Source organism: Thalassotalea algicola, from assembly GCF_012932965.1.
GTDB lineage: Bacteria > Pseudomonadota > Gammaproteobacteria > Enterobacterales > Alteromonadaceae > Thalassotalea_F > Thalassotalea_F algicola.
Genome location: NZ_JABBXH010000004.1, coordinates 394,713 through 414,720, shown reverse-complemented (window position 1 = coordinate 414,720; position 20,008 = coordinate 394,713). Strand labels below are relative to the sequence as shown.

The 20,008-nt window shown below is 40.5% G+C and carries 24 protein-coding genes; 17 read left to right on the top strand and 7 right to left on the bottom strand.

Annotated features, from left to right (window positions below):
* Nucleotides 1–67: 67 nt before the first annotated feature.
* The 14 genes from HII17_RS13950 (at nucleotide 68) to HII17_RS13885 (ending at nucleotide 8,773) form a co-directional block, all read left to right on the top strand.
* Nucleotides 68–490: a hypothetical protein gene (locus tag HII17_RS13950; protein WP_169075961.1), complete on the top strand. Its 423-nt coding sequence runs from the start codon at nucleotides 68–70 to the stop codon at nucleotides 488–490.
* 112 nt (nucleotides 491–602) lie between these two features.
* The gene (locus HII17_RS13945) at nucleotides 603–1,808 is read left to right on the top strand and encodes a porin (RefSeq protein WP_235938785.1); all 1,206 of its coding nucleotides are present in this window, start codon (nucleotides 603–605) and stop codon (nucleotides 1,806–1,808) included.
* 13 nt (nucleotides 1,809–1,821) lie between these two features.
* A complete protein-coding gene (locus tag HII17_RS13940; protein ID WP_169075960.1) occupies nucleotides 1,822–2,349 on the top strand; it encodes a c-type cytochrome in 528 nt (175 codons plus the stop codon).
* Nucleotides 2,350–2,431: 82 nt separating this feature from the next.
* Complete coding sequence (locus HII17_RS13935; RefSeq protein WP_169075959.1) at nucleotides 2,432–2,845, top strand: MerR family transcriptional regulator; 414 nt, start codon at nucleotides 2,432–2,434, stop codon at nucleotides 2,843–2,845.
* A 101-nt stretch (nucleotides 2,846–2,946) separates the two neighbouring features.
* Nucleotides 2,947–5,190, top strand: coding sequence for a heavy metal translocating P-type ATPase (locus tag HII17_RS13930; RefSeq protein ID WP_169076135.1), 2,244 nt, complete (start codon nucleotides 2,947–2,949; stop codon nucleotides 5,188–5,190).
* 11 nt (nucleotides 5,191–5,201) lie between these two features.
* Nucleotides 5,202–5,555 (top strand): cupredoxin domain-containing protein, encoded by a 354-nt coding sequence (locus tag HII17_RS13925; RefSeq protein ID WP_169075958.1) that lies wholly within the window; start codon nucleotides 5,202–5,204, stop codon nucleotides 5,553–5,555.
* Nucleotides 5,556–5,563: 8 nt separating this feature from the next.
* Entirely contained in the window at nucleotides 5,564–5,917 is a 354-nt protein-coding gene (locus HII17_RS13920) for a P-II family nitrogen regulator (RefSeq protein ID WP_169075957.1), read from the top strand.
* The gene (locus HII17_RS13915; protein ID WP_169075956.1) at nucleotides 5,907–6,242 is read left to right on the top strand and encodes a DUF2933 domain-containing protein; all 336 of its coding nucleotides are present in this window, start codon (nucleotides 5,907–5,909) and stop codon (nucleotides 6,240–6,242) included. Before HII17_RS13920 ends, HII17_RS13915 begins: the two co-directional genes overlap by 11 nt.
* Complete coding sequence (locus tag HII17_RS13910; RefSeq protein WP_169075955.1) at nucleotides 6,235–6,900, top strand: methyltransferase family protein; 666 nt, start codon at nucleotides 6,235–6,237, stop codon at nucleotides 6,898–6,900. The genes HII17_RS13915 and HII17_RS13910 overlap by 8 nt, the downstream gene beginning before the upstream one ends.
* Nucleotides 6,884–7,306 carry a hypothetical protein gene (locus HII17_RS13905; RefSeq protein ID WP_169075954.1) on the top strand — a complete coding sequence of 141 codons (423 nt, stop codon included), beginning with the start codon at nucleotides 6,884–6,886 and terminating at the stop codon, nucleotides 7,304–7,306. The genes HII17_RS13910 and HII17_RS13905 overlap by 17 nt, the downstream gene beginning before the upstream one ends.
* 10 nt (nucleotides 7,307–7,316) lie before the next feature.
* Nucleotides 7,317–7,688, top strand: coding sequence for a cation transporter (locus tag HII17_RS13900; RefSeq protein WP_169075953.1), 372 nt, complete (start codon nucleotides 7,317–7,319; stop codon nucleotides 7,686–7,688).
* 44 nt (nucleotides 7,689–7,732) lie between these two features.
* The gene (locus HII17_RS13895) at nucleotides 7,733–8,086 is read left to right on the top strand and encodes a hypothetical protein (RefSeq protein WP_235938782.1); all 354 of its coding nucleotides are present in this window, start codon (nucleotides 7,733–7,735) and stop codon (nucleotides 8,084–8,086) included.
* A 36-nt stretch (nucleotides 8,087–8,122) separates the two neighbouring features.
* Entirely contained in the window at nucleotides 8,123–8,380 is a 258-nt protein-coding gene (locus tag HII17_RS13890) for a DUF5676 family membrane protein (protein ID WP_116001616.1), read from the top strand.
* An 18-nt stretch (nucleotides 8,381–8,398) separates the two neighbouring features.
* Nucleotides 8,399–8,773, top strand: coding sequence for a hypothetical protein (locus HII17_RS13885; protein WP_116001614.1), 375 nt, complete (start codon nucleotides 8,399–8,401; stop codon nucleotides 8,771–8,773).
* 105 nt (nucleotides 8,774–8,878) lie between these two features.
* Here HII17_RS13885 and HII17_RS13880 read toward each other — a convergent pair whose 3' ends face one another.
* From HII17_RS13880 to HII17_RS13850, 7 genes are all read right to left on the bottom strand, one after another.
* Nucleotides 8,879–11,989, bottom strand: coding sequence for an efflux RND transporter permease subunit (locus HII17_RS13880; RefSeq protein WP_116001613.1), 3,111 nt, complete (start codon nucleotides 11,987–11,989; stop codon nucleotides 8,879–8,881).
* 54 nt (nucleotides 11,990–12,043) lie between these two features.
* Nucleotides 12,044–12,958 carry an efflux RND transporter periplasmic adaptor subunit gene (locus tag HII17_RS13875; RefSeq protein ID WP_116001611.1) on the bottom strand — a complete coding sequence of 305 codons (915 nt, stop codon included), beginning with the start codon at nucleotides 12,956–12,958 and terminating at the stop codon, nucleotides 12,044–12,046.
* 2 nt (nucleotides 12,959–12,960) lie between these two features.
* A complete protein-coding gene (locus HII17_RS13870) occupies nucleotides 12,961–14,289 on the bottom strand; it encodes a TolC family protein (RefSeq protein ID WP_211185362.1) in 1,329 nt (442 codons plus the stop codon).
* A gap of 70 nt (nucleotides 14,290–14,359) precedes the next feature.
* The gene (locus HII17_RS13865; protein ID WP_116001610.1) at nucleotides 14,360–14,722 is read right to left on the bottom strand and encodes a hypothetical protein; all 363 of its coding nucleotides are present in this window, start codon (nucleotides 14,720–14,722) and stop codon (nucleotides 14,360–14,362) included.
* A 45-nt stretch (nucleotides 14,723–14,767) separates the two neighbouring features.
* Nucleotides 14,768–15,667: a cation diffusion facilitator family transporter gene (locus tag HII17_RS13860; RefSeq protein WP_116001609.1), complete on the bottom strand. Its 900-nt coding sequence runs from the start codon at nucleotides 15,665–15,667 to the stop codon at nucleotides 14,768–14,770.
* Nucleotides 15,660–16,388, bottom strand: coding sequence for a transglutaminase-like domain-containing protein (locus HII17_RS13855; RefSeq protein ID WP_169075952.1), 729 nt, complete (start codon nucleotides 16,386–16,388; stop codon nucleotides 15,660–15,662). Before HII17_RS13855 ends, HII17_RS13860 begins: the two co-directional genes overlap by 8 nt.
* Nucleotides 16,389–16,400: 12 nt before the next feature.
* Nucleotides 16,401–17,057: a cation transporter gene (locus tag HII17_RS13850; protein WP_116001606.1), complete on the bottom strand. Its 657-nt coding sequence runs from the start codon at nucleotides 17,055–17,057 to the stop codon at nucleotides 16,401–16,403.
* An 82-nt stretch (nucleotides 17,058–17,139) separates the two neighbouring features.
* Between HII17_RS13850 and cadR the strand changes: the two genes are divergently transcribed.
* The 3 genes from cadR (at nucleotide 17,140) to HII17_RS13835 (ending at nucleotide 20,007) form a co-directional block, all read left to right on the top strand.
* Nucleotides 17,140–17,529 carry a Cd(II)/Pb(II)-responsive transcriptional regulator gene (cadR, locus tag HII17_RS13845; protein ID WP_116001604.1) on the top strand — a complete coding sequence of 130 codons (390 nt, stop codon included), beginning with the start codon at nucleotides 17,140–17,142 and terminating at the stop codon, nucleotides 17,527–17,529.
* Between the two features lie 129 nt (nucleotides 17,530–17,658).
* Nucleotides 17,659–18,228, top strand: coding sequence for a recombinase family protein (locus HII17_RS13840; RefSeq protein WP_116001602.1), 570 nt, complete (start codon nucleotides 17,659–17,661; stop codon nucleotides 18,226–18,228).
* Between the two features lie 18 nt (nucleotides 18,229–18,246).
* The gene (locus HII17_RS13835; RefSeq protein WP_116001600.1) at nucleotides 18,247–20,007 is read left to right on the top strand and encodes a KAP family P-loop NTPase fold protein; all 1,761 of its coding nucleotides are present in this window, start codon (nucleotides 18,247–18,249) and stop codon (nucleotides 20,005–20,007) included.
* Nucleotide 20,008: the final 1 nt, after the last annotated feature.

Below are 20,008 nucleotides of genomic sequence, written 5' to 3'. Positions count from 1 at the left end.
ATTGACCTGTGTCATGGAAATATTTTCATAAGCTGTTAGTGTTAATAATGCTATAGAAGGAATTAAAATGTTTAGACTTTTCAAGTGGTTTAAAATAGTGGTGATTACCGTGTTGCTTACGCAGCATGGCTTTGCTACTGCTAAACCAATGAATTGTGAAGAACATCATAGGGACTCTTCCGATTCGCATATTATGCAACCAAGCAAAAATATGCATCATCAAACAATGGATAGCAATAGTCACCATCACGCTGAAAATTCACAAGATGCTAAGCACAATCATGCTGATGAGGAGTGTGAAAAATGTAAAGCTGGTGATTGTCTTTGCTGCGAAGGTGGCTTTTGTGCAAGCTTTCATTTAAATGCCTATCTTGTGCAAGAGGAAGAAGAAAGTAGCAGCAATATTAACTTAGACTTAATTATTCAACGGATACCCCCGCCAGCCTCTGGCATCCATCTCTTACCTTATCGTCCCCCAATTATTGGCTAATCACGGGATCAGTGCGTCTTTTTTTCGCCAGTCCCATCAAAAATAGAACGATTTATTCATTGGTTTAAATAACCAACTGTTTTGAACAATTAGCACAATATTTTTGGGAGGCATGATGAACATGCTCAAATTATTGCCATTTGCAATAGCTACCGCTGTTGCGAGTGGGCACCTCTTAGCGAATGAACAACAAAATAATAGTCGCTTCGCGTTAGCGGGGTATGGAGACGTAAAGTACGAAGACAGTGAATTGATGGATACAAGTGCATTCAGTGCGCGATTTGTTCCTATATTTCTATTCAGTCTCAGTGACCAAATGCATATAGAAGCTGAAACTGAAATCTCAGTTGATGAAAACGGGGAAACTGAAATCGAGCTTGAATACGCTGATATTCATTATTTCCTTTCTGATACAACGACTTTTACCGCAGGTAAATTTCTACTCCCATTCGGCCAGTATGGACCGAATCTACATCCTAGCTGGATTAATCGCTCAGCGTTCTCTCCCGGTATTTATGGCGGGTTAGGCGGTCATGGTGGCTATCAACCCATGCAAGGTTTACTGCCTGTGATGAGTGATATTGGTGTTGGCATTCAACACATTATTCCTTTGGGTAAAAATCAGAAGATTTTCTTTGATGTATATATGACCAATGGTCTTGCTACCGAGGCTCCGCATGACGATGAAGAAGATGCCCATGATGAAGAACCTGTGCAGGATGAACACGAAGAAGTGGTTGTCGATGAACATGCGGAAGAGGAAGACGAGCATGAAGAAGTTGATGATCACGCTTTGGAACTTCCTGAACTAGCGTTTGAAGCAACGAGTGCGGATAACAACTCTGACAAAGCATTTGGGGGGCGTATTGCGTATGCCTTTCTTCCGGGCATTGAGGTTGGCGCTTCCTATTACACTGCAAAATATGATGATGATGAAAAGCTAGGATTTACAGCAACGGGCTTTGATATCAACTGGATGGGTAACCATTACATCGTCAGAGGGGAATACATCAAAACAGAAACCGATGCCTTCGAGGAAGATGAACATGAAGAAAACAAAGTGATCACATTTGATCGCAATGGCTGGTATCTCCAAGCAACCTTTATGGCAGGAAAAATGTTCAATGTATTGCAGGGAACAGATTTCGTCGTTGAATATGCTGAGACCAATAAAATTAACGAAGCAGAGCGTTGGGCTTATGGCATTAATTACTGGTTAGACAGCCGAGCTGTCATTAAGGCGACATATGAAGATACCACCGTTCACGATGGTGAAGATGACAAGCGCTTCGCTATTCAATACAGCTATGGCTTTTAAGGGGGATACTTAGATGAGATCAATTATACAAATATTACTGGTTGCCAGCCTATCTCTTTTGTCTGCTTTTAGCTCTTATGCAGCAGAGAAAATTTCCGGTGCAGAAGTGATCAATAACAACTGTGCGAGATGCCATAACGCTCGTGCTGTTCATGAGTTTTCTATTCCTGAATGGAAAGTCATTATGCCGCATATGCGAGAAAAGGCACATTTAACAGGAAAAGAAACGCAAGCTGTTCTTGAATTTTTGGAGCTAACTAGCCAAAGGGCACCTTTGGCAAAAAAAGTAGCGTCAGAAAAGATGATAGCGCCTGATGGAAAGCAATTGTTTGTTCAATTTGGTTGCCAAGGCTGCCATTCATTGAAAGGTGATGGTGGCACTGTTGGCCCAGCGTTAGATGAAACGATTAAAAACAAAGGGATCGGCTTCTTTATTAAGAAGCTCCAAAACCCTCAGTTTAATAACTCATCTTCACCTATGCCTAAAATGCCGCTAAACGAGCAACAGATAAAAGCAATAGCTCAGTACATTAAATCATGAGGAAACGCTTGACCTGTGTCTTAGACACAGGTCTAAGCTGTAGGTGAGAGTACAAACTTAGGTGAAAAACTAAGGAGTAAACATGAAAGTAACAGAGCTGGCAAAAAGCCTTGGAACGACTGCTGATACGGTGCGCTATTACACGCGATTGGAACTGTTAAAACCTGCCAAGTCAGTGAATGGCTACAAGTCATACTCAAATAAAGAAGTATCGAGACTTAAATTCATTTTAAGTGCCAGAAACCTTGGTTTTTCCGTTGCAGATATCAAGCAAATTCTTAATGAATCTGAAGATGGTAAAAGTGCATGTCCATTAGTCAGAAGTCTTATTAAAGAGCGGCTTGAAGAGACAGAAAAACAGTTTCAAGCAATGTTGGCACTTCGAGGAAAAATGTCTTCAGCTCTTTCTCAATGGGAAGAAATGGAAGACAAAGCACCGACTGCAAACATGGTTTGTCATCTCATCGAAAATTTTGAACAAATAAAAAAGGCATAGGAGGAAAAATGGTGACTACTAATACAAATATTGAAACCGAATCAGGCTGTTGCTGTCAGTCAAAAGCTCAATCCTCTTCGTGTAAAAGTAAGGAGAATACGTTGGAGAAAGTATCACATAACCAACAGCTCATCATTGAAGGAGCTGGGTGTGCTAGCTGTGTAGGCAAAATTGAAGGGGCGTTAAAGGCAACTTTTGGTGTAGTCAGTGCGGAAATGAATTTTGCTGATAGGACTGTAATAGTTTCTGGGACAGCAAAAACAGAAGAATTGATCAAAGCTGTTGAGTCTGTGGGGTATAACGCGAAGCCAATTGATGATAGCTCTGCAACAGATGCGCTTGACGAGAAAGAAGCGGCTGATTGGGCATATTATAAAAAGCTAATGCGCGATACATTTATTGCCCTTTCACTCGGTGTTCCTTTGATGATCTACAGTATTGTAGTTGGAGAAATGACGGTTGAAACCAACCTTGAACGCATGTCTTGGCTGCTTGTAGGCATTTTAACTTTTGGTGTTATGTATTTTTCAGGTAAGCATTTTTATGTTGGCGCTTGGAAAAGCTTTAAAAATCACTCCGCTAATATGGACACTCTAATAGCTTTAGGAACAGGTACAGCTTGGGTGTATTCGATGGTTGTCGTGTTTGCACCTGACGCCGTTCCATTGATGGCACGGCATGTTTATTTTGAAGCTACCGCCATGATCATCGGCTTAATTGATCTAGGTCTAGCATTAGAAATAAAAGCCAGAGGAAAAACCTCTGAAGCCATCAAGCGCCTTATCGGCTTGCAGGCTAAAACTGCAACAGTAGTTCGTGATAACAAAGAGGTTCAGATTGGTATTGAGCAGGTTTTGCTGAATGATGTTGTGAAAGTTAAGCCCGGTGAAAAAATCCCCGTCGATGGTGTGGTATTGGAAGGACACACGTCTATTGACGAGTCCATGCTTACGGGCGAACCCATGCCTGTTGAAAAAGCCGAAGAAGATGAGGTTGTTGCTGGTACTTTGAACAAATCAGGCATGATTTTGTTTAAAGCGACACGCGTCGGCAAAGACACCGCACTTGCGCAAATCATCAATATGGTCAAACGAGCGCAAAATTCAAAACCGCCGATTGGGCGCTTGGCCGATGTTATTTCAGCTTATTTCGTTCCTGTTGTCATGATCATCTCTGTGTTAAGTGCGCTAGCATGGCTTAACTTTGGACCTGAGCCTGCAATTGCTTTTGCCATCGTTTCAGCAACTACCGTACTCATTATTGCCTGTCCGTGTGCTTTGGGCTTGGCAACGCCTATGTCTGTTATGGTCGGAGTAGGAAAAGCAGCAGAAGCAGGAGTGCTAATTCGAAACGGTGAAGCACTGCAAACCGCCTCTAAAATCACTGCCATGATTTTAGATAAAACGGGCACTATTACTGAAGGGGCACCTAAGGTAACCGATATTGTTTTAGCAAAAGCTACTGACGAAAAAGACGTACTACAGCTTGCAGCAAGTTTAGAAAGCGGCTCAGAGCACCCTTTAGCGCAAGCGATTGTTGAAAGTGCGCTAGAAAAAAACATCGACTTGCTAAAGATTGAAGCCTTTAACGCCATTACGGGTTTTGGTGTAGAAGCAAGTTGCAACAACAAAGCCCTGCTTTTCGGTAACGATAAGTTAATGAAGTTAAAAGGCATTGACCTCACTGGCTTTGTTGAACAAGCGCAGTCTTTAGCCAAAGAAGCCAAAACACCTATGTACTTTGCTGTAGATGGTGAACTTGCAGCAATCATTGCTGTTGCAGATCCTATTAAGTCAGACTCAATCTCTGCTATCAAACGGCTTCAGGCTAATGGTATACGCGTCATCATGTTAACGGGTGATAACAAGGAAACCGCTGCCGCTGTTGCCAAAAAAGCGGGTATTAGTGAGTTTCTTGCTGAAGTGCTGCCAGAAGATAAAGCCAACAAGGTGAAAGAGCTACAAGAAGGCGGCGAAATTGTTGGTATGACAGGAGATGGCATCAACGATGCTCCTGCGCTAGCGTTAGCCGATGTTGGCTTCGCCATAGGTACAGGGACTGATGTAGCTATCGAAAGTGCTGACATTACTCTAATGCGTGGCTCACTTCATGGCCTTGCTGATGCCATAGCGGTAAGCAAAGCTACTTTACGAAATATAAAACAAAACTTGTTTGGCGCGTTTGTCTATAACGTAGCCGGGATTCCTTTTGCTGCGGGGATTCTATATCCCTTCTTTGGCATTCTGCTTAGCCCTGTAATTGCAGGTGCTGCAATGGCGTTTTCGTCATTGACTGTAGTGTCAAATGCAAATCGACTTCGCTTGTTTAAAGCAAAAGAGCATTAAGGAGAAGCACGATGATGGTAATTAACTTATTAGGCTTAGTGTTAATCGCACTGATTGTTTGGTGGTTTTGGCTATACAAACCCAATAAAACAATTGTTCAAGATAATGAAGTACTCATTGAAGTGAAAGATGGTGTGTATTCACCATCCTCAATCCAAGTGTCTGCTAGTCAACCTGTCACCCTGAAGTTCATGCGCAAAGATCAATCACCCTGTGCTGAAACAATGCTTATTCCATCATTGGAGATAAGCGAGCAGCTTAAATTAAATGAAATTACTCAAATTACCTTATTGAACTTATCACCGGGAGAGCATGAGTTTCATTGTCAGATGCAAATGTATCGCGGTGTCTTAAAGGTTGTTTAGGAGGGTTTATGAACATGAAAAAAGTGACAGCCATTTTCGATGAAATGGTATTAGCGCGAGTAGAAGAGGCACTACTTTCACATGGCTATAAAGGCTTTACTATCCATAAAGCGATGGGAAGAGGTGCATATGCTGATACTTATAACAGAAATCACTTATCAGAACATATAGTGATAACCATTTACGTCGCCTTCGACGATGCAGAACATGTTGCTGAAGTTTTGCTTGATGCAGCGCATACCAACGTTGAAGGAGAAGGATTAGTTAGCGTCTCTCCTGTGGATAATCTCTACTGGATAAATTCTAAGTCTGAAGCATCTGCGGAAGATTTACGGTCAATAGGAGGCCAACATGAAAAATGAGCATCCTAAATTTTGGTCAACACCCACAGGTTGGGCTGCATTGGTGCTTATTGCCGCAGCCACCTATTTTTTAATCTTTGAACATGGACAACATGTTCTGCAATTTCTTCCCTATTTAATTTTGCTGTTATGTCCTTTGATGCACGTATTTATGCACGGCAGTCATGGCAAACATGGTCACGATCATTCACATGCGCCTGATGATAAAAAGGAAGAGAGCTTTCAAGAACTCACGGATAAAAATGCAGCCTATCGCGATGGCTACATACAAGGCTTAGAAGAAGGGCGTAAGGAATCACATAAAAAGGAGAAAAGTGATGAATGAGACATATGATTATGGCTTATGGTCAATGGTGATACTGAACTCTGCAATTTTTATCTTTTTTGCCTTTAGTTTTGTCAAACCAAAAACATCGACTGATTGGCGAAGTTTAGGAGCGTTCTCCGCCTTTATTGTCGCCCTATTTACTGAAATGTATGGCTTTCCTTTAACTATCTATTTTCTATCGGGGTGGCTGACGGAGACCTATCCAGAAGTAAACTTCTTTGCGCATGAAAATGGACACTTATTGCATACTTTCTTTGGTTTTGAAGGTGATGCCCATTGGGACCCATTTCATATAGCGAGTATGGTGTTTATTGTCGCTGGCTTCTTTATGTTGTCTTCAGCATGGAACGTATTGCATCACGCGCAAAAACACCATCAATTGGCTACTACAGGATGGTATGCGAGGTGTCGTCACCCACAGTACGTAGCTTTCATTCTAATCATGTTTGGCTTTTTATTGCAGTGGCCGACCATCCCAACACTTGCGATGTTTCCAATCTTAGTCGTTGTTTACGTCAAGCTAGCGAAACGCGAAGAGACACAAGCTATTGCCGAGTTTGGTTCGGAGTACCACAGATATATGGAATCGACACCAAGTTGGATTCCAAATTTTAATAAGAACATAGAAGGTAAAAATCATGAAAACGTTAGGTAAATCAATTTTATTTGTCAGCTCACTATTGGCGGCCACTAGCTCATTTGCCCAAAACAATGAGCATAAACATGAAGGTGCGAACAAAGCTGATATGCATCAAGGCATGGCAATGTCGCATGAAAACATGGGAAAAATGCATTCAAAAATGATGGAAATGAAAAAGGAAGTCCATGCCATTAAAGCTGAAAAAGATCCTGAAAAGCAAAAGCAGATGATGGCTGAACATCACCGCTCAATGATGAAGATGATGAAATCCATGCACAAAAACATGGAAGCAATGCCAATGCATAAGCAAATCAAGATGGCTGAACATCATCTGGAAATGATGGAAAACATGATGCCACAAATGAAATACAAAATGGCAGAAATGAAAGACAAAAAACAACAACACTCGCACTCACATTAGGAGAAAAATTATGAGCGATTTAGATCATAGAGTTGGCGTTAGAGAGCAGAATTTAGTTGTTCGCAATTTAAGGCTAAGTAATGTCACAGAAGAAAACTGTGACGAGTTAGTAAAAGAAATTGATCAGCTTTTTGGTATAGATGAAGTCAGTTACAACATCAAAGAAGGTGAAATACACCTCGCATATGATGCGGCAAATATAAACCTTGATGGGATTGAGGAAGTTATTCGCAAACATGGTGCCGATGTTCATGATGATTGGTGGACACACACGAAAGAAAGTTACTACAAATTTGTTGATCAGAATGTTAAAGACAATGCTGCACATAAGCCGTGGAGTTGTCACAAAGTTCCTCCGGGTGCAAGCCGGAAAAATAAGTAAGCTTACGAAGAGCTTGCTCTGTTAATAAGTTAGATGAGGAAAAAATGATGAAAACATCCAATATGAAAATTCTTTTGCTTGTTGTATTCGGTATCTTTTTGGCAGGTTGTTCGAATACTGCGTTTTATCACAAAAATATGATGAGGGGCCAAGTGGTTGAGCAGTCTACTGATCGAACTCTGATTTGTATTGGTGCCAAACATGGAGCAGAGGTTGGACAAAAATACAGTGTTATTAGATTCCATGAGGAAATTGCGCCGGGTGAAGGTGATGATCCGTACACCATTGAAAAAGTGGGAACGGTACAAATTACTAAAATTGTGAATGATCACTTCGCGACGGTAAAACTAATATCTGGTGACATCGCGGCGAAAGATATGGTGGAACTTGAAGAGTAATGAAGTGGTGGCGAAAGCCACCACAGGAGAATAACGATGAAACTTAATGAAAAAGCTTTTGCGTTGGCTTGTGCTGCCGCCTTTGCCATTGTTTGGGTTGTGTGTTCAGCTCTGGTTATGGTGATGCCAGATATGATGTCCAGTATGACTGGAAACATGTTACATACGGATTGGAAAAGTATGGGCTGGCATATGTCCTTTATAGGGGTATTTATTGGTGGTGTTTTATGGGCGTTATTGATGGGGATCACTGGCTGGCTGATCGCTAAAATCTATAATATGCAATCAAGTTAGCAGAGAAGGTTAATTTTAGTGGAATTATCTCAAGGTCATTATTTGAAGCAATGGTTGGGCAGTACACTAATTATCGAGTTAATTGGTGAATTAACCGTTACTGGAATAAACCAATATTTGGAAGAGATTACCGATGAGCTATCTTCGGTTAACCAGCCTGTTAATTTTATTTTGGATCTATCTTGTTTTAAAGGTGTAGTTGTTAGTCGTTGCTGTAACGTAGAACCAATATCAATGCAAATACGCTCTACTGGAGTGACTTCAGCGAGAAAAGCTATTGTTGGAAATAAGTCAAAAGTTGTTCAAATAGACATAACTGAGTTTCCGGAATGCTCTATTAATAATACGGAACACTTTAGTGACTTGAGTAGCGCGTTAAAGTGGATTCAATGATGTCTACTATTCGCCTGATTTTAAAAATTGCTGTAAATTGAGTAAAACAGGACAATTAAATTAAAAGGCTTCTCTAAAAAATTACGAGAAGCCTTCAAATTAAAGTTAAGATTTGTATTTACTAAAAACAATTCGATAAAGAACAGGCAATACAACTAAAGTTAGTAAAGTTGAGGAAATAATTCCCCCAATCACCACCGTTGCCAATGGCCTCTGAACTTCAGCTCCAGTTCCAACATTTAACGCCATTGGAATGAATCCTAAACTTGCAACCAAAGCGGTCATTAGTACAGGGCGTAGCCTTATAGTTGCGCCTTCGATAATTGAGTTAATTAATTCTCCCGTTTCAAATAATCGCTGTTTAATGAATGACAGCATGACCAGTCCATTTAATACAGCGATACCTGAAAGGGCAATGAACCCAACAGCAGCAGAGATTGAAAGAGGCATGTCTCTTAACCACAAAGCCAATACACCGCCTGTAAGTGCTAAAGGCACACCACTAAATATGATCAGCGCATCTTTTATTGAACTAAACGCTATGACTAGCAGTGTCAAAATGACAAATAATGTGGCAGGAACTACAATGGATAACCTTTGAGTTGCACTCTCAAGTTGCTCAAATGTTCCGCCGTACTCAAGCCAATAACCAGCAGGCAATTCAACATTTTTTTGAATTTTTTGCTGTGCCTCTTGTACGAATGAGCCTAGATCTCGGTTTCTAACATTTGCTGTAACTACAATTCGTCGCTTACCATTTTCTCGGCTTATTTGACTTGGAACCGTCGTATAATTTAACTCTGCAACTTCGCTTACAGGTACGAACTCACCACTACCTGTTGCGATTGGCAAATTACCTAGCTGATCAAGGTTGGCTCTCAACAGCTCTGGATATCTAACTACAATTTCAAATCGACGATCACCTTCGAATATTAACCCTGCGCCTTCACCTGACACGACTGTTTTTAACCAAGATTGTAAGTCGCTTGCATTTAACCCGTATAGCGCTAGTGCTTCAGGCTTGGGGTTAACGGTAAATATAGGCACGTCATCAACTTGTTCAAGCCGCGCATCAGCAACACCTGAAATGGTATTGAGTGTAGTCAAAATTTCTTGTGCAGAGCTGACAAGTTGGGATAGATCATCACCGTAGAGCTTAATCCCCAAATCAGCTCTTACTCCGCTAATTAATTCGTTAAATCGCATCTGAATTGGTTGAGTAAACTCATAATTATTGCCGGGAATGGAACTGAGATCTTTTTCCAGTCTTTCAACAAAATCCGCTTTTGTTAAATTGGGGTTGGGCCATTGCTCTCTAGGCTTTAATATCAGAAAAGTATCAGTCACATTTGGCGGCATCGCGTCTGTCGCCACTTCTGCTGTGCCCGTTTTTGAAAACACCGTAACAACTTCATCATATTTCACAATTTGTTGTTCAAGTATCTTCTGCATTTCTACAGCTTGGTCAATACCCGTGCCCGGAATACGCATCGCGTGCAGTGCAATGTCACCTTCATTAAGTTGAGGAACAAATTCAGATCCTAATTTACTACCAAGTAATATGCTAAATGTCACAAGTAAAGCAGCGCCGCAAACAACTAGCCAACGTAGTTTTAAAGCCCACTTCAAAACCGGACGATATACTGACTTAGCACCGACAATTATCGGACTTTCTTTTTCGCTGATTTTGCCTTTCAAGAATAAAGCAACCGCAGCGGGGACGAGTGTGAAGGTAAATACCATTGCAGACAATAGAGCGATGATCACCGTTGCGGCCATCGGATGAAACATTTTGCCCTCTACACCCGTCAAGGTAAACAAAGGCACATAGACAATCGTTATGATCAATACGCCAAAAACACTAGGTCGTATTACCTCATTGGTAGCAGAATAAACAATGTCTAGCCGTTCTTTCAGAGAAATGACTGAACCATTTCGTTTTTGGCTTTCTGCTAAGCGCCGAATGCAGTTCTCAACGATGATTACCGCTCCATCGACAATTAATCCAAAATCCAAAGCTCCCAAACTCATTAAATTCGCAGAGACCTTGCTTTGAACCATGCCCGTGATTGTTGCCAACATTGCCAAAGGAATGACTGCGGCAGTAATTAGAGCGGCTCTTATATTACCTAGTAATAGGAACAATACGAAGATAACTAACAACGCGCCTTCAATGAGATTTTTCTGTACGGTGCTAATTGCTTTGTCAACCAGAGTTGTCCTGTCATATAAGGGAACTATTGACACTCCTTGAGGTAAGCTATTTTGAATTTCACTAAGCTTGTCGCCAACAGCCAAAGCCACTGAGCGTGAATTTTCTCCTACCAGCATCATTGCTGTTCCAATCACACTTTCCTTGCCTTTCAGTGATGCGGCACCAGTCCTAAGCTCTTTTCCGATCGCAACCTCGGAGACATCTTTAACTTTTACAAGTGTGCCGTCGTCGCTTTTAATAATGACGTTTTGGATGTCTTGAATAGATTGCAACTGAGCTTGTGAACGAACAAGAATTTGCTGTCCGCTTCTTTCGATGAATCCAGCCCCTTGATTTGCATTATTTCGCATTATTGCATTTGATAGCGCTTCACTGGTAACACCGAAGTGCAACATCTTTAACGGATCAGGATTGATATGGTATTGCTTTTTATAGCCACCAATTGCATTGATTTCCGTAATCCCTTTAACCAATGCAAGTTGTGGTTTCACTACCCAGTCATGGATCTCCCTTAACGCCATCGCATCATAGGGTAGGCCACTATTCTGCTTTGCACTTTCGTCGGCAGTTAAACTGTACATGTATATTTCGCCGAGGCCCGTAGCAATTGGCCCCATTTCTGGTTCAATGCCAAACGGTAGTTGCTCCTTAATTGCGCTAAGTCGCTCATTGATTAGGTTTCTGGCAAAATACAAATCTGTGCCTTCTTCAAATACAACAGTCACTTGCGACAGGCCATATCGAGAAAGTGAACGGGTATAATCCAGCTTAGGTAAACCCGCCAAGCCTGTTTCGACGATAAACGTGATCCGTTGCTCTGTTTCCAACGGTGAATAACCTTGAGCTTGCGTGTTTATTTGTACCTGTACATTGGTTATATCTGGCACAGCATCAATAGGTAGCTTCTGATAGTTCCACATTCCTAAAGCGATGATAAACAACGCCATTAGCAACATAGTGCCACGTCTACGGATAGATAATTCTAGTATCCAAGCGATCATATTTTCACCTCGATAATACTGAAGCCAATATGAAGTGGATAAAAAGGTCGGAGTTTAGTGTTCATGCCCAGCCTCCGATTTTTTTAGATCAGCAACTAGCAGATAACTGTTCTTTACAACCACACTTTCGCCGACGTTCAAACCGTCGATGATAGCAATATTGATAGCGTCTGAAGCGCCAGTTTTTACGGCGCTAGGGTGGTATTCATTGCCTTCTTTAATAAAAACAACATCATTACCTTCAAACTCTTGAATGGCTTCTTTTGGCACAACAACTGGAGCAGAGTGTTGACTGGTCGTAACCGCACCTTTAATTACAGTGCCAAGCGGCCAGTTATTCGTTTTGTTACCTAACTTTACAAATGCCAACGAATAAGGCTTGTTGTTTAGTGATGGTGTTAAATAGCTAATTTGCGCACTTTGATTAAATTCAGTGCTTTGGATTAGCACCTGCTGGTTAGTGTTAATTTTACTAAGCTGAGTAGGAAATACAGATAGCTGTGCCCAAATCACGTCAAAGTTGGCTATTGTCAGCAAGTTTTCACCATTTGTAAGTTCGCCAATATTTGCCTGCCTAGCGACTATACGTCCAGACATTGGTGCTTTTATCGAATATTGATTTAAGCTTTCATTGGATTCAATGACGACCAACGTTTCACCTTTTTTAACCTCTTCTCCGAGATTAACTTTTACTTCCTTAATAACACCATCGAATCTCGCGTTAACATGTGCAAGTGATGCTGGATCGGCAACGATTTTTCCATATACAACTTCTTCGTTACGAATAACACCGCTAGTTGCTGCTACTGTTTCAATGCCATTTTGTTTAGCCATTTCAGCAGACATGGACACAAATTCATCTTCGTGTTCTTCACTGGCTGAAGTCGTGATGGAGGTGAAACCAATTACAGCAACAAGCACTAATTTGAAAAGGCTGATTGGTGAATTTAATATTTTTTTCTTTTTCATGATTAATTCTCAATAAAGCTTGAAAGTTGGCTTTCTGTATTGCCGGAAGAAATTAATGGAATGCCTGATAAGGACTCGATGGAGGCGCTTTGTTTGTGAACCTCACTTGCGGCAAAAATAAGCGCGTATTGCATATCAATAAGCTCTTTTTGAACTGAAACAAGCTCCAAATAACTAAATCGCCCGTCCGAATAGGCTTTTTGAACTAATGACAAAGCACTTTCTTGTGGTGGAATTATATTGGTTTGTAAGGTTTCAACTGTAAGGCGAGCCTCTTCTTGAGCCGCATATAATGTCGCCAATTGGCTGTAAATTGCTCGCTCACTGGCTTTCCTTTGCTGCTCAACTTCATCAAGTTTTGCTTTTTGAGATTGATAATTGCCTCTGTTTCTATCACTCGTAAATAGAGGGACGCTAATTCCTGCAACTAACGCAGTATCATTGCTACCTTCAAGTCTTTTTACACCTGCGCTCCACGTTATATTAGCGCGACTTTGCGTGTTGATTGACTGTAATTGAGCTTGCTGAATTCTCGATTGCTCTGCATAAGCTAATATATGAGGACTTTGAGAAAGTTGAGCCATGATGTAATCGAGCGATATTGTTTTGGGAAATGCAAATAAATCGCCTGATACACGAGAGAATTGCGGTGATTGCTCTCCCCACAGAATAGCTAACTTACGAATACTGGCCTCTAATTGCTTGGCAATGGTTAGTGTCTTTAATCTAGCTGTTGCCAGAGCAGCTTCAGCTCGTTTTTGCTCTGATGACGGTGCTGAACCAACACGAACTTTTTTGGAGACAGTTTGATAGGTTTCTCGTGCTAGCTTTTCTGCATTTTCATTGACAAGCATGACTTGTTGTAAGGTCAAAGCATCGATATAGCGAACTGCTACTTCACCCAAAATATCGAGTGTTTGTATTCTTTTTTCAACAGCTATAGCTTGCTGTTGGGCATTAACATAAAACTTTCTGCTATTTACCTTATCTCCCAATTCCACCACGGAAGATATTGATAAGGTTAATTCAGCGTCGTTGAATCCAGATACATCGCCTGTACCTGCAAAGTTTTCCAATTCAACACTGATGTTATATTCAGGTTTTAATCCTGCGGTAGCTAACTCGCCGTCTAAGCGCTTTTGTTTGTATTCAAAAGCTGTTAGCTGAGGGTTGTTTGCAAGTGTTCGTTGTATCGCGTCTGATAATGAAACTGAATCAACGGATAAGTCATTTGCAACTACGTTATTGGTTGTCACTAAAAATGACAACATAAGCAACCGTTTTACTTTCTTCCAAGCAAGCACGGCAGCCTTAAAATAAGACATATTCATATTTTGTCCTGTTTATTTTTTTGAAACGAGCGTTGGCTTTACCGCCTAACGCGCCAATTAAATAAAAGGACTAACTTTTGGGAGGTCGAAGTAATCTGGAAGGGGGAGCTTCAATGACTACTTTTAAATAATCAAATAGCTGACTTGATTTGAAATCTATGTTTCCACTGATGTAAATATGCGTAGCAAACTGAACATGCGAGCCATTGCAGTGTCCGCAATGATGACAGTCAGCAGGGTTGTGTTGGTCATTATCTGCTGATGAATGTGCTAATTGTTCAGAAGAAATATGGTCATCTAAAGCATGAACATGCTCGGTTTTTATATGCTCGGAATCAACAATATGAACATCCGCAACTTTTGCCACAGCAGAAAATGACTGAAGTAATATCAGCACTATCATGATGTATGCAGGAAATTGTTTAATATTCATTTCGTTTCAACTATCTCTTAGTTATGTCAATGTTAACACTATCGATTAGCTTGCGTCACGACATGGCTCGTTCATAAACTCAATCTCAATTGTTGTATGAGCAAAATCAAACTCTTTAAGCTCATGCTGTAACTCTAGTTTGTACGATTTCAGTTCTTCGTTAGATATTTCAGTGTTTAAAACAATATGAGCGGTCAAAACGTTGTTTTCACCATCAAGTGACCAGATGTGCAAGTGATGTACTTCACCCACAATGGCTTTAGACACTATTTTCGATTTAATACTTTTAATAAGCTCAATATCTGGTGTCGCTTGCAAGAACAGCATAAGTGTCGATTTTAATGTTCTTACAACGTTAAATAAAATAAAAAGAGTAAAACAAATCGATAAAATAGGGTCGAGTATAGGCCACTCAACAAACATCAATACAATTGATACGATAAAAATAGCTATCCAGCCTAAAACGTCTTCAAGTAAGTGCCAGTTTAAAACTCGTTCATTTAGGGTCTTTCCATGACTTAGCTTATAGGCAGCGTAACCGTTAACAACCATGCCAAAAATAGCTAATAAGAGCATTCCTTCGACTTGAGGCATTTCGGGGTTAGCCAATCTTGGTATAGCTTCAATTAGTATAAAAATAGAACCAACAGTTAATACCAAGCCGTTAATCAATGCGCCAAGTAAAGAAAAGCGTTTGTAACCATATGAAAACTGGCTAGAGGCAGGTTTGTTACTAAGCTTATTTAATCCCCATGCGGTGCCTATGGAAATGCTATCTCCTAAATCATGGATTGCATCTGCCATGATTGCCGTACTATTGGTTAACCAACCTCCGATAAATTCGATGATGGTAAACGTGAGGTTGAGAAAAAAAGCCCAGCCAATACGCCTCGAAGCGTCCTCATCATTGTGAGAGTGATTATGACCGTGAGAGTGGCTATGCATGTTGAGCCTCAGCGTTTACATTTTTTCCTCTAAGCCTTTGTACATTCCAATTAATGATATGGCGGATAAAGATTTGGTACGCCCAACGTTTTATACCCGTTAGATTGGTTCCCTGCTCAGCATAGAATGCATCGGGTGAATCATATAGGCCAAAGTCGTCATGTATGCCTTCTTTTTGGATATAAGTATCTTTCCCTGCCCAGTTAGTCTCTGGGTTACTTATGCAGGTAGTAGCGATGCCATAACCACAAAAACTATCTTTAGCTTGACTGAATTTGGATTGAATTGAACTTAGATAAGCTTCGTCGAGAATAAAGCCTTCTAAATTGATCCACTCACCATTAAAGAAAACTTCAACCCAGCTATGGATAATGTATTTAGGGGCAAGCCAAAATACATAAGAGGGAATAGCGCCTTTCTGAAGCTGTTGGTCAATCGTGAAGCCATGAAATCGGCACTGAATACCAAGCGCCCGTAATAGAGCCATTAACAAGTTTCCCTTTGTATTGCACTGTCCATAGCCATCAGCTAAAACTTCACTTGCTGCTATATCATCGCTGCGGTTGTAACCGAACTGAATTTCATCTTTAACAAAGGTGTAAGCAGCTCCAATCTTGTTGTACTCATCCAAAGCTTGCCAATTTCGCTCCGCTATTAACGATTGGATGCAGTGATCATCAAAATCTATTATTTGTGTTTTCTCTAAATAATTAGCACTCATTATTAATCTCCTTTAAGAACATGATTTTGATTTACTTCCACTACAGCTATTGTTTTCGCTTGTTAACTCTGCGTTGCTCAGCTCTTTCTTCGCATCAGTAATAATCAGGTAAGCCCCTCTTAAAATTAGGGTTGCAATCACACTACCTATCACAATGTCAGGCCAGCGTGAATCAATTAGCATCACCAAAACACCAGCAGCAATTACGCCCATGTTTGCGATCACATCGTTGGCTGAAAATATCCAGCTTGCACGCATATGCACTTCACCATTGTTATGCTTTCTGATTAAAACTAAACAAATAACGTTTGCTACTAATGCAATAAAACCAAAGCCGATCATGAACCAAGAGTGAGGCTCACCTGCTCCGATTATTCTTCTTACTATGTCAAAGATTATCAGTAGTCCAAGTGTAAGCTGAAAGTAACCGCTGATAAGGGCTGCATTGGCTTTATGCTTTAAAGATCGACTTACTGCATACAGAGCAATACCATAGACAATTGCATCAGCCAGCATATCCATTGAATCTGCTATCAAAGCCGTTGAATTTGCATATAGGCCCACAGTAATCTCAACGCAGAACATAACCGCATTAATACCGAGCAACCAATACAGCACATATTTTTGTTTCGCATCTTTTAGTTCGACTTCGCAACCACAACCACTCATTACACGGCCTTAGTTATTTGTTTAATAATTCAACTATAAAGTCTATAGTGACTATAGAGTCAAGCTTTAGGACTAAAGTTTTATGAAAATAGGTGAACTTTCAAAAACGACAGGGTGTTCGATACAAACAATTCGGTATTACGAGAAAGAAGGGTTGCTTTCAACTCCTGAACGTACTGAAGGGAATTACAGGTTATACGGTGAACGGGCTTTAAAAGAGTTAGAGTTTATAAAGCATTGCCGAAGTTTGGATATCCCTCTAACAGATGTTAAACGCCTTATAGAACTGAAAAATAAGCCAGAAGAAAGCTGTGCAAGTGTTAATAAGCTCATTGCTCAACAATTGGCCTTAGTTAACAATCGAATGAGAGAACTCAAAGCACTAAAAGCTGAGCTTCAACAAATGGCAAGTTCGTGTACAACTGAAAACACCGTTGAAGCGTGCGGAATAATTAAGTCACTTGATAGTTAGAATTGTCATTTATTTCACTTTTTATGTGAACGAATTTTGGTATTAAGTTTCGTTCATGTACGAATTTCATTTGGTCGACTTTCGTTCACTTGTTTGGTAAGGTGTACGAAAGGTACAGGTTTCGTACATATGAAAGTTGGTTTTGCAAGAGTCTCAACTAAAGAACAAGATTTGAATGTTCAACTGTCCAAGTTGGACGCTTACGGCTGTGAAAAAATATTCCAAGGGAAACAGTCTGGTGCTTCAGTTAGAAATGAAGAAAAGCTAAAGGAACTCATCGATTTTATCAGGGAAGGTGATGAAGTTATTGTTACTCGCCTCGACCGTTTGGGACGGTCGTTAAAATCTATTCTTGAGGCAATTGAAAGCATCCATAAGAAAGGTGCTTGTCTAAATATTATCGACGGTTCTCTTAATACTAAAAATGATAACCCGTTTGCTACCGCCATGATCAACCTATGTGGGGTATTCGCTCAACTTGAGCGGGATCTTATAAAAGCTAGAACGGCAGAAGGTCGTGAAGAAGCGAAAGCTAAAGGCAAGCATATGGGCAGATTGCCTGCACTGTCAGACAAGCAAGCGAAAGAATTATATAAAGATAAATTAAATGGTGAGTCAATCTCAGCATTAGCAAAAAAATATTCTGTTAGCCGACCTACGGTTCACCGTACTTTAGAAAGAATGGAACAAAAGAAATAATAAATAAAAGGAGATGTTATGTGGTCTGATAAAGAATCAAAAATTGATTTCTTAAATTTTAATGAAACGGCTGAGTCGATTAAAGATCTTATAACTGAAAAGGAATTAATGCCTATTAGCATTGGTGTCTTTGGGGATTGGGGCGCAGGAAAATCTACCATTCTTGAACTTACCAAAGCATCTTTGGAAACTGATGAACAAGAATATATCCAAGTGCATTTTGATGCATGGACTTTCCAAGGATACGATGATGCGAAAGCTGCGCTATTAGAAACAATCGCATCGACTTTAGTTAAAAAAGCAGCAGACGATAAAAACCTAAGTGCAAAAGCAAAAGAGTTTGCTGGACGAATAGATAAGATCAGACTAATGGGGCTATTAATGGATGGTGGTGCAGCATTAGCGGGTATACCAACTATGGGTGGTATACAGAAGTTTATGGGATTATTCAGTGGAGGTGATGATGGTGAACTGGATGTTGCTGATGTAAAGGATGCTGTGGACGGTGCTAAAGATGTTGCTAAGAAAAACAAAGGTCTAATCAAAGATAAGAAATCGTTCTCCCCCCCTAAAGAAATTAAAGAATTCCGAAAGGCATATTCAGATCTGCTAAAGGAGTTTGATAAACCACTTATTGTCTATGTCGATAATTTAGATCGCTGTTCTCCATTTAATGCCATTTCAACACTTGAGGCGATCAGATTATTTCTGTTTTTACCAAATACCGCATTTGTTATTGCCGCCGATGAAGACATGATCCGCTTGGCAGTACCTGAATATCACAAAGGTGCATCTCAACGACATCAAACTGATTATTTAGACAAGCTTATTCAAATTCCTGTGCATGTGCCAAGACCCGGAGTTCTTGAAATAAGGGCATATTTAATGATGCTCACCGCCCAAGATCACGGCGTTACCGATGCTCAGTTAGAAGCGATAAGGTGTGCCCTTGAAGAGTCATTAAGGCTGTCGTGGAAACAGCCACAAATTACCGTTGATGAGCTACTTCAAGATCACGCTATCGAAAAGCATTCAGAACTCAGAAGTAAATTTGTAGTTGCTGAACAGTTAGCTCCACTATTAGCCGAATCCACAAACATTAACGGCAACCCTCGCATTGTTAAGCGATTACTTAATCAAGTTAAGATGAGAAAGAAAACCGCTCACCGTCGAGGAATGCAGCTAGATGAAAAAACCATCACTAAGCTGGTGATTTTTGAGAGGTGCTTAGGTACTCAGGCTACCAACAAGCTTTATGAATTAATTGATAAGGAAAACGGATATCCAAAAGTATTAGCAGATCTCGAAAATTCAGAAGTCGAATTTGACGAAATTAAGTTACCTGAAGAGTGGAAACTCGACCTAGCTTTTATTGATAAATGGTCAAAATTACCTCCAATGTTTACTGAGATGGATTTGACTCCGGCGGCGTACCTGAGTCGAGAAAGCATTCCAATGGGCGCTGTTAATGCGGTAATGTCGGGAGCTGCTCAAAAACTCGTAGAAGAATTAATGAAGCAAAAGGTAAGGGTTAGTGGCGTTAACTCTACTGCGATTACCACAACTCCGAAGGAAGAATACATGTCAGTCATGGATGGTTTGATTGAAAACTTTAAGTTGATTGGTGATTGGACTGAAAGACCAACAGGCATCTATGGAGCCGTTCTACTTGCCAAGCAGGATGATAAATGTTGCTTAAGTCTTCTTACATTTTTAAAAAGCTTGCCTCGCCAAAGATGGCTTAATCCAATTTTAAAAGAACTAGAGGGAACTAAGTAAT

What these genes read in the sequence shown, in the direction of transcription:
- HII17_RS13950 (WP_169075961.1), top strand. Translation starts at nt 68, where the DNA reads ATGTTTAGACTTTTCAAGTGGTTTAAAATAGTGGTGATTACCGTGTTG.
- HII17_RS13945 (WP_235938785.1), top strand. Translation starts at nt 603, where the DNA reads ATGATGAACATGCTCAAATTATTGCCATTTGCAATAGCTACCGCTGTT.
- HII17_RS13940 (WP_169075960.1), top strand. Translation starts at nt 1,822, where the DNA reads ATGAGATCAATTATACAAATATTACTGGTTGCCAGCCTATCTCTTTTG.
- HII17_RS13935 (WP_169075959.1), top strand. Translation starts at nt 2,432, where the DNA reads ATGAAAGTAACAGAGCTGGCAAAAAGCCTTGGAACGACTGCTGATACG.
- HII17_RS13925 (WP_169075958.1), top strand. Translation starts at nt 5,202, where the DNA reads ATGATGGTAATTAACTTATTAGGCTTAGTGTTAATCGCACTGATTGTT.
- HII17_RS13920 (WP_169075957.1), top strand. Translation starts at nt 5,564, where the DNA reads ATGAACATGAAAAAAGTGACAGCCATTTTCGATGAAATGGTATTAGCG.
- HII17_RS13915 (WP_169075956.1), top strand. Translation starts at nt 5,907, where the DNA reads ATGAAAAATGAGCATCCTAAATTTTGGTCAACACCCACAGGTTGGGCT.
- HII17_RS13910 (WP_169075955.1), top strand. Translation starts at nt 6,235, where the DNA reads ATGAATGAGACATATGATTATGGCTTATGGTCAATGGTGATACTGAAC.
- HII17_RS13905 (WP_169075954.1), top strand. Translation starts at nt 6,884, where the DNA reads ATGAAAACGTTAGGTAAATCAATTTTATTTGTCAGCTCACTATTGGCG.
- HII17_RS13900 (WP_169075953.1), top strand. Translation starts at nt 7,317, where the DNA reads ATGAGCGATTTAGATCATAGAGTTGGCGTTAGAGAGCAGAATTTAGTT.
- HII17_RS13895 (WP_235938782.1), top strand. Translation starts at nt 7,733, where the DNA reads ATGATGAAAACATCCAATATGAAAATTCTTTTGCTTGTTGTATTCGGT.
- HII17_RS13890 (WP_116001616.1), top strand. Translation starts at nt 8,123, where the DNA reads ATGAAACTTAATGAAAAAGCTTTTGCGTTGGCTTGTGCTGCCGCCTTT.
- HII17_RS13880 (WP_116001613.1), bottom strand. Translation starts at nt 11,989, where the DNA reads ATGATCGCTTGGATACTAGAATTATCTATCCGTAGACGTGGCACTATG.
- HII17_RS13875 (WP_116001611.1), bottom strand. Translation starts at nt 12,958, where the DNA reads ATGAAAAAGAAAAAAATATTAAATTCACCAATCAGCCTTTTCAAATTA.
- HII17_RS13870 (WP_211185362.1), bottom strand. Translation starts at nt 14,289, where the DNA reads ATGAATATGTCTTATTTTAAGGCTGCCGTGCTTGCTTGGAAGAAAGTA.
- HII17_RS13865 (WP_116001610.1), bottom strand. Translation starts at nt 14,722, where the DNA reads ATGAATATTAAACAATTTCCTGCATACATCATGATAGTGCTGATATTA.
- HII17_RS13860 (WP_116001609.1), bottom strand. Translation starts at nt 15,667, where the DNA reads ATGCATAGCCACTCTCACGGTCATAATCACTCTCACAATGATGAGGAC.
- HII17_RS13855 (WP_169075952.1), bottom strand. Translation starts at nt 16,388, where the DNA reads ATGAGTGCTAATTATTTAGAGAAAACACAAATAATAGATTTTGATGAT.
- HII17_RS13850 (WP_116001606.1), bottom strand. Translation starts at nt 17,057, where the DNA reads ATGAGTGGTTGTGGTTGCGAAGTCGAACTAAAAGATGCGAAACAAAAA.
- cadR (WP_116001604.1), top strand. Translation starts at nt 17,140, where the DNA reads ATGAAAATAGGTGAACTTTCAAAAACGACAGGGTGTTCGATACAAACA.
- HII17_RS13840 (WP_116001602.1), top strand. Translation starts at nt 17,659, where the DNA reads ATGAAAGTTGGTTTTGCAAGAGTCTCAACTAAAGAACAAGATTTGAAT.
- HII17_RS13835 (WP_116001600.1), top strand. Translation starts at nt 18,247, where the DNA reads ATGTGGTCTGATAAAGAATCAAAAATTGATTTCTTAAATTTTAATGAA.